Origin of the sequence: Pseudomonas sp. JV245A, assembly GCF_032424515.1 — a bacterium.
Lineage (GTDB): Bacteria > Pseudomonadota > Gammaproteobacteria > Pseudomonadales > Pseudomonadaceae > Aquipseudomonas > Aquipseudomonas protegens.
Genome location: NZ_VYKE01000571.1, coordinates 1 through 394, shown reverse-complemented (window position 1 = coordinate 394; position 394 = coordinate 1). Strand labels below are relative to the sequence as shown.

Genomic DNA, 394 nt, shown 5'->3' with positions numbered 1-394 from the left:
CAGGACGAAGCGCCCCAGCCAGCTGGCCGCCAGCCCCAGGCCCAGCCACAGCACCAGGGACTCGTCCAGCAGCCAGTGACCCTGGTCCGGGACCAGCCCGCGGTCCAGCAGTTCGCGCACGAACCAGGGCCGCAGGAACACCGTGAACACCAGCAGCAACTCGATGCCGATCACCGTCAGGATCGGGCCGCGGATCGGCCGCAGCAGGGGCAGCAGGCGCGACAGCATGCTGCGGTCCAGGGCCTGGCGGGCAAGCATTTCCTCGATTTCGATATCGCTCAGGGCCTTGCCGGCGATTGGATTAGCCATGGTCGACTCCCAGCAGGTCGCGGTAGTGGGCGTTGGTCTTGAGCAGCTCGGCGTGGCGGCCGCTGGCACGGATTCGCCCGTCCTG

General features: G+C 68.5%; 1 pseudogene. It reads right to left on the bottom strand.

From position 1 onward, the window contains the following. Positions 1-309: pseudogene (locus tag F6S12_RS33080) on the bottom strand (ABC transporter ATP-binding protein); the annotation flags it as partial. Between the last annotated feature and the right edge of the window lie 85 nt (positions 310-394).